Source organism: Streptomyces sp. NPDC005799, from assembly GCF_040630525.1.
Classification (GTDB): Bacteria; Actinomycetota; Actinomycetes; order Streptomycetales; family Streptomycetaceae; genus Streptomyces; species Streptomyces griseorubiginosus_B.
On sequence record NZ_JBEXXQ010000130.1, the window covers coordinates 1 to 6,391 of the forward strand.

General features: G+C 68.6%; 8 protein-coding genes. 3 read left to right on the forward strand and 5 right to left on the reverse strand.

Annotation, left to right across the window (positions count from 1 at the left end; translation table 11 throughout):
* The first annotated feature begins 192 nt into the window (after positions 1 to 192).
* Positions 193 to 825 (forward strand): HAD-IB family phosphatase, encoded by a 633-nt coding sequence (locus ABZ453_RS49930; RefSeq protein ID WP_359026561.1) that lies wholly within the window; start codon positions 193 to 195, stop codon positions 823 to 825.
* Between the two features lie 202 nt (positions 826 to 1,027).
* The gene (locus tag ABZ453_RS49935) at positions 1,028 to 2,158 is read left to right on the forward strand and encodes a globin domain-containing protein (protein ID WP_359026563.1); all 1,131 of its coding nucleotides are present in this window, start codon (positions 1,028 to 1,030) and stop codon (positions 2,156 to 2,158) included.
* An 8-nt stretch (positions 2,159 to 2,166) separates the two neighbouring features.
* Here the strand turns inward: ABZ453_RS49935 and ABZ453_RS49940 are convergent, their stop codons facing one another.
* The 5 genes from ABZ453_RS49940 to ABZ453_RS49960 form a co-directional block, all read right to left on the reverse strand.
* On the reverse strand, positions 2,167 to 2,649 hold the full coding sequence (locus ABZ453_RS49940; protein WP_133048330.1) for an NUDIX hydrolase: 483 nt from the start codon (positions 2,647 to 2,649) through the stop codon (positions 2,167 to 2,169).
* Positions 2,650 to 2,737: 88 nt separating this feature from the next.
* Positions 2,738 to 3,640 carry a LysR family transcriptional regulator gene (locus ABZ453_RS49945; RefSeq protein WP_359026566.1) on the reverse strand — a complete coding sequence of 301 codons (903 nt, stop codon included), beginning with the start codon at positions 3,638 to 3,640 and terminating at the stop codon, positions 2,738 to 2,740.
* 241 nt (positions 3,641 to 3,881) lie between these two features.
* Positions 3,882 to 5,027 carry a cystathionine gamma-lyase gene (locus tag ABZ453_RS49950; RefSeq protein ID WP_359026568.1) on the reverse strand — a complete coding sequence of 382 codons (1,146 nt, stop codon included), beginning with the start codon at positions 5,025 to 5,027 and terminating at the stop codon, positions 3,882 to 3,884.
* Positions 5,024 to 5,515, reverse strand: coding sequence for a low molecular weight protein-tyrosine-phosphatase (locus ABZ453_RS49955; RefSeq protein ID WP_359026570.1), 492 nt, complete (start codon positions 5,513 to 5,515; stop codon positions 5,024 to 5,026). Before ABZ453_RS49955 ends, ABZ453_RS49950 begins: the two co-directional genes overlap by 4 nt.
* Positions 5,516 to 5,522: 7 nt before the next feature.
* Entirely contained in the window at positions 5,523 to 5,900 is a 378-nt protein-coding gene (locus ABZ453_RS49960; protein WP_359026572.1) for a phage holin family protein, read from the reverse strand.
* A gap of 59 nt (positions 5,901 to 5,959) precedes the next feature.
* Between ABZ453_RS49960 and ABZ453_RS49965 the strand changes: the two genes are divergently transcribed.
* A complete protein-coding gene (locus ABZ453_RS49965) occupies positions 5,960 to 6,277 on the forward strand; it encodes a cupin domain-containing protein (RefSeq protein ID WP_359026574.1) in 318 nt (105 codons plus the stop codon).
* The last annotated feature ends 114 nt before the right edge of the window (positions 6,278 to 6,391 follow it).

Here is a 6,391-nt window from a genome sequence, read left to right on the forward strand (position 1 = left end):
GCCAGAAGCGGCGGGGTGGCAGAATGACGCGGCAACGGGACCTCCGGTACGACGATCTCTGGGCTCGACACCACAGGGATCTACCAGGGGTCCCGTCCTCTCGTTCATCGACTTGACAAAGCGCCGGACGTCATAAAGCAACGGTGTTGCACAAAGCGGGACGCCATCCAGGCGCCGGTTAGCCTCATTGCCATGGCGAGACTTCATCTCTTCGACCTCGACGGCACGTTGCTGCGCGGCACCTCGTCGCCTGTCGAGATCTCACGGCAGTTGGGGCTGGAAGCCGAGACGATCGCGCTCGACGAGGCGACTTCGGCAGGGCTGATGGACCCTCCCGAATATGCGGCCCGCGTGCACGCCCTGTGGGCGGATCTCACGGACGCTCATGTCACGGCGGCGTTCGATGGAGCCCCGTGGCTGGAGCGCATCCGCGAGGTCTGGGCGGAGATCAGGGAAAGTGGCGACTACTGCGCCGTCGTGTCGCTCTCACCCTCCTTCTTCGTGGAGAGGCTCATCGGCTGGGGTGCGCACGCGGCCTATGGGTCGCGTTTTCCCGCCGTGCCGTTCACCGAGCCCGTGGATCCGACCGGAGTTCTGAGTGCGGCGGCGAAAGTCGAGATCGCCGCTCGCTTGTGTGAGGAGTTCGGGGTGACGGCGGCCGACTGCGTGGCCTACGGCGACTCACTCTCGGACCGGGATCTGTTCGCTGTGGTGCCGGTCTCCGTCGCGGTCAATGCGGACCGTCATCTGTCCGGTATCGCCACACACTCGTACATGGGCGGAGATCTATGGGAAGCATATGAATTGGTTCGTCAGGCCCGGTAACCGAAGGAATCGGTGCCTCGCTGGACCGGACCCGGTCACGCGACGCGGTGAGGGCAAGGCAGCCTAACGGGACGGAGAGATCGAAGACCCACGTTTCCGGTTACCCGGTCGCGGCATCCGTAGGGGGCGGGATGCTGCGGCGAGAGTGCTGCCGCTGAACGCTGCGCAGACCGACTGAGAATCGTTCGAGGCGAGGCACACCATGGACGCTCCCATCCCCGCGTCGGCCGCCGCTCTGATCCGTCGGACGATGGCCGAGGTCACTCCCATTGCCGACAAGGTCACCTCGTACTTCTACGCGCTGCTCTTCGTTCGCCACCCCGACCTGCGCCAGCTGTTCCCGGCGGCGATGGACACCCAGCGGGACCGGCTGCTCAGAGCCCTGCTCACCGCAGCCGAGCACATCGACAGGGCCGAGGTCCTCGTCCCCTACCTGCAGAACCTCGGCCGCGGTCACCGCAAGTACGGCACCCGCCCCGAGCACTACCCGGCCGTCGGGGAGTGCCTCATCGGCGCGCTGAGCACGTACGCCTCCCACATCTGGGACGCGGAGACGGAAACGGCCTGGGTGCGGGCGTACACGACGATGTCGCAGGTCATGATCGACGCCTCGGCCGCGGACCAACTCGTCGCCCCGGCCTGGTGGAACGGCGAGATCGTCGCGCACGACCTCAGGACGCCGGACGTCGCCGTGGTAACCGTCCGCCCCGACCAGCCCTACCCCTTCGTCGCCGGTCAGTACGCGAATGTGGAAACGCCGTGGTGGCCGCGGATCTGGCGGCACTACTCCTTCGCCTCGGCACCTCGCTCGGACGGCCTGCTGACCTTCCATGTGAAGGCCGTTCCCGCGGGTTGGGTCTCCAACGCCCTGGTGCACCGCGCCCGTCCCGGCGATGTCGTCCGGCTCGGGCCGCCGGCCGGCGCGATGACCGTCGACCACACCACCGACAACGGTCTGCTCTGTCTGGGCGGAGGGACCGGCATAGCGCCCATCAAGGCACTCGTCGAGGACGTCGCCGAGCACGGCCACCGACGGCTGGTAGAGGTGTTCTACGGCGCCCGGACCGACCTGGACCTCTACGACATCGACACGATGCTCCGGCTCCAGCAGTCCCACCCCTGGCTCTCGGTCCGCGCGATCGTGGACCGACAGGCACACTCACACCTTCCGGACGCCGTACGTTCATATGGCCCGTGGAACCGGTACGACGCCTATCTCTCGGGGCCGCCCGGCATGATCCGCAACGGTGTGGACGTCCTCAGGAGACTCGGCGTCCCGTCGGGGCGGATACGGCACGACTCGGTGGAGGAACTCGTCGCCGTGGGGATCTGACCCCGGTCTCAGCCCAGGTCCGGGGCGTGCATGGCGCGTACGCCCTCGATATTGCCGTCGAGGTAGTGCCGCAGGGACAGCGGGACGAGATGGACGGAGGCGATCCCGACACGGGTGAATGGCACCCGGACAATCTCGTACTCTCCGGCCGGCTCATCCACCTCGGGGCCGTGCCGCTGGGATGTGTCCATCGACTCCAGGCGGCACACGAAGAAGTGCTGCACCTTCACGCCGGTCGCGCCACCGTCCTCGCCGATGTGCTCGACGGTGTCGACGAAGCAGGGCACCACGTCGGTGATCTTGGCGCCGAGTTCCTCGTGCACCTCGCGGTGCAGGGCGTCGACGACGGTCGTGTCCCCGGGCTCGACCCCGCCACCGGGAGTGACCCAGTAGGGATCGACACCGGGCTTGGTGCGCTTGATCAGGATCAGGTCGTCGCCGTCGAGCAGGACGGCACGGGCGGTGCGCTTGACCACGGGTCGGACGGTCATGGGGGAAATGTGGCCCGGATGGTTCCACGTGAAACATCGCAGCACGTCACTGGCCGAGTTCACCCCGTGACCGGAACAAAAGCCCTGGTCAGCACCAGTCGGAAGCGGCTTGGAGCAGCCATTCGTGTGCCCGAGCGATGTGCGGCATCGCGAGGGTGCCGGTACGGACCACCAGGAAGTACGTCCGCAGGGGCGGAACCGGGGGCTCGTGCAGGGCCACGACGTCCCCGCGCTTGAGGGCGGCGGTGCACAGATAGCGGGGCAGCACCGCGAGCCCGGCGCCCGCGACGGCACAGGCGAGGACCGCGCGCAGGTCGGGGACGATGACCGTACCGGGGGAGGCCGGTCGGGAGTCGAAGACGGAGGCCCAGTAACGGGAGACGAAGGGCAGGGACTCGTGCACCTCGATCACCGGGACGTCTTCCAGGGCGGGCGCCGCCTTCCCGCGCGATCCGGGACCGATCTGTTCGGCCCGGGCCGGGGAGGCGACCAGGACGTGCTCCTCGTCGCAGAGCGGAGTCGCCGTGAGGAGTGCGCCGCGCGGACGGGCCGTACTGATGGCCAGATCGTGATGGCCCGCGGCGAGTCCTTCCAGGGTTTCCTCGGCGTTCCCGAAGGAGGCGCGCAGTGCGAAGCCCTGGCCGTCCTCGCCCGTCAGCTCCGTGAGGGCGGGCAGGGCGCGCTCGGCGGTGAACTCGGGAGGACCGGCGAGATGCAGGGTCCGTAAGGAGGACTCGTCGTCGAGGCCGGTCTCGGTGATCTCCACCAGGGCGTCCAGATGCGGGGCGGCCTTGTGCGCGAGTTCGTCGCCGATGGTCGTCGGGGTCACTCCGCGGGCCTGGCGCAGGAACAGGGGGCGGCCCAGCTGCCGTTCCAGCGTGCGGATCTGCGAGGTGACGGCCGGCTGCGACAGGCCGAGCAGAGCGGCGGCGCGGGTGAAGGAACCGGCCCGGTGCACGGTCACGAAAGTGCGCAGCAAGGCCAGATCCATGGTTCGCCCTCCCCAGTTCCCTGCCCTTCTCCCGGCCCCAGGCAGGGCCCAACTATAAATAAGTCGATAGGTCTCTGTCGCTACTGTGATTGGACACTGACAGAGAGTCAACTAGCCTTGGTCGCGCGGTTCTTCGCGCGCGGAACCGAGGACGGTCCGAGCCACGAGGGGGGAGGCTCGGACCGTCCGTCCCGCCTGGACGGACCGCGGCGGGGTACCCGTAAAGCGGGCTCCGACGTGGTCATTCGGACGACTCGTCCAAGGCGCGGAGCACATCCGCCACCAGGTCCTCGGGATCCTCGGCGCCGACCGAGAGCCGGATGAAGCCCTCCGGCACCGGGTCCCCGCCCCAGCGTCCGCGCCGCTCGGCCGTGGACCGCACGCCGCCGAAGCTCGTCGCGTCGTCCACCAGCCGCAATGCCTCGAGAAAACGCTCGGCACGCGCACGCGTGGGCAGCGTGAAGGACACGACGCTGCCGTAGCGGCGCATCTGCTGTGCGGCGACCTTGTGCGCGGGGTCGTTGGGCAGACCGGGATAGCGCAGCCCGGTCACCTCGGGCCGCTCCCGCAGGGCCTCGGCGACCGTCAGGGCCGTGGCGCACTGCCGGTCGACGCGCAACTGGAGCGTGGCGATCGAACGGTGTGCGAGCCAGGCCTCCATGGGGCCCGGGATCGCGCCGACGATCTTCCGCCAGCGGCGCACGGCTGCCATGGCCTCGGCGTCTCGCCCGACGACGTAACCGAGCAGGACGTCCCCGTGCCCGGTCAGCTGCTTGGTGCCGCTGGCCACGGCGAAGTCGGCCCCGAGCTCCAGGGGCCGCTGACCCAGGGGCGTGGCGAGCGTGTTGTCCACGGCCACCAGCGCGCCCTGTGCGTGCGCCGCCTCGGTGAGGCGGCGGATGTCGCACACGTCGAGGCCGGGGTTGGAGGGCGTCTCCAGCCACAGCAGCTTCGCCCCATCGAGGACGTCGAGCTGGGCGTCGCCGCCGGTCGGCGCCGTGCGCACCTCGATGCCGTAGGCCTCCAGCTGGGCGCGGATCAGGGGCAGCACCTGGTAGCCGTCCTCGGGGAGGACGACGACATCGCCCGCGCCCGCCTGGGAGAACAGCACGGCCGCGGTGGCGGCCACGCCCGAGGCGAAGGTCAGCGTCTGGACGTTCTCCTGCCCCGGTGCCTCCAACTCGCCGATGGCACGTTCCAGCAGGTTCCAGGTGGGGTTCTCGTCGCGGCCGTAGGTGTACGGGCCGCTCACGTCGCCCGGGAGGTGGAAGTGGGCGGCGAACACCGGCCCGGGCAGGGTCGGTTCGTTCTTTACCGGCTCGGGCAGTCCCGCCCGCACCGCGCGCGTGCCGTCACCGTCGCCCACGGACGCACCCGAATCGTTCATGCCGCTCGTCCCTCCACCTGCTCGCGTACCGCGGCGAGCAGACCCTCGCTCGCCGCCTCCACCATCTCAAGGCACTCCTCGAAGCCCTCCAGGCCCCCGTAGTACGGGTCCGGCACGTCGAGGTCGTCGCCCGCCGCGGCGTCGTAGGAGCGCAGCAACCGGACCTTGGCCGCGTCCTCCTGGGTGAGTGCCAGGCGGCGCAGGGCCCTGAGGTGGCCGATGTCGAGGGCGATGACGAGGTCGAGGCGGGAGAACCAGGACGGCTGGAACTGACGGGCTGTGTGGGCGCTGTCGTAGCCGGCCTCCTCCAGTACGGCGACGGTGCGCGGGTCGGCACCGTCGCCCTCGTGCCAGCCGCCCGTGCCGGCGCTGTCGACCTCGACCAGGTCGCCGAGACCGGCCTCCCGCACGCGGGCGCGGAAGACCGACTCGGCCATCGGGGAACGGCAGATGTTGCCCGTGCAGACGAAGCAGACGCGATAACTCATCGCTCGGTCAGTCCTCGTCGGGAAGGACGACGTGCAGCGCCCACGAGACGATCGAGATGATCAGCCCGCCCAGGACCGCGGTCCAGAACCCCTCGACGTGGAAGCTCAGGTGGAGCTTTCCGGCCAGCCACGAGGTGAGCAGCAGCATCAGGGCGTTGACGACGAGGATGAACAGGCCGAGCGTCAGGATGACGAAGGGGAGGGAAAGCAGCTTCACAATGGGCTTGACCAGGAAGTTCACCAGGCCGAAGATCAGCGCGACGCCGATCAGGGTGCCGACCTTCTTGCCCGTGCTGTCACCGGTCAGAGTGATCTTGTCGAGCAGCCAGACGGCGACCGCCAGGGCACCCGCGTTGGCGATCGTCTTGACTACGAAATTCTTCATGTGTCTGATCGTGGCAGACGAGATCGACCATGAGCAGAGGGACGAGGGCGGCAAGAGAGATGAAGGCATTCCGACTGGACGAACTGGAGGCGGAGCGCGCCTCCAACGACGGCGCCTACCTGCAGTTTCTGCGGGAGCGGAACATGTCGGTCGGGCTGTACGCGCTCAATGCCGGCGAACATGATCCACAAAAGCCGCACAACCAGGACGAGGTCTACTTCGTCGTGAGCGGCCGTGCCTCGATCACCGTCGGTCTGGAGACCACTCAGGTGGCGCGCGGCAGCGTGGTGTACGTGCCGGCCGGCGTCGCCCACAAGTTCCACCACATCAGCGAGGACCTGAGGGTGCTCGTGATGTTCTCTCCGCCGGAGAGCTGAGTAGCGGCCTCAGGGTTCCCTAGACGAGTCATTCCGATGTGATCAGTGGTCGTAGGCGATCAGGGATCGCATGACCGGCTGTCCGGTCTTGTGGTTGTGCCAGATCGCCGCGGC

What these genes read in the sequence shown, in the direction of transcription:
- ABZ453_RS49930 (WP_359026561.1), top strand. Translation starts at nt 193, where the DNA reads ATGGCGAGACTTCATCTCTTCGACCTCGACGGCACGTTGCTGCGCGGC.
- ABZ453_RS49935 (WP_359026563.1), top strand. Translation starts at nt 1,028, where the DNA reads ATGGACGCTCCCATCCCCGCGTCGGCCGCCGCTCTGATCCGTCGGACG.
- ABZ453_RS49940 (WP_133048330.1), bottom strand. Translation starts at nt 2,649, where the DNA reads ATGACCGTCCGACCCGTGGTCAAGCGCACCGCCCGTGCCGTCCTGCTC.
- ABZ453_RS49945 (WP_359026566.1), bottom strand. Translation starts at nt 3,640, where the DNA reads ATGGATCTGGCCTTGCTGCGCACTTTCGTGACCGTGCACCGGGCCGGT.
- ABZ453_RS49950 (WP_359026568.1), bottom strand. Translation starts at nt 5,027, where the DNA reads ATGAACGATTCGGGTGCGTCCGTGGGCGACGGTGACGGCACGCGCGCG.
- ABZ453_RS49955 (WP_359026570.1), bottom strand. Translation starts at nt 5,515, where the DNA reads ATGAGTTATCGCGTCTGCTTCGTCTGCACGGGCAACATCTGCCGTTCC.
- ABZ453_RS49960 (WP_359026572.1), bottom strand. Translation starts at nt 5,900, where the DNA reads ATGAAGAATTTCGTAGTCAAGACGATCGCCAACGCGGGTGCCCTGGCG.
- ABZ453_RS49965 (WP_359026574.1), top strand. Translation starts at nt 5,960, where the DNA reads ATGAAGGCATTCCGACTGGACGAACTGGAGGCGGAGCGCGCCTCCAAC.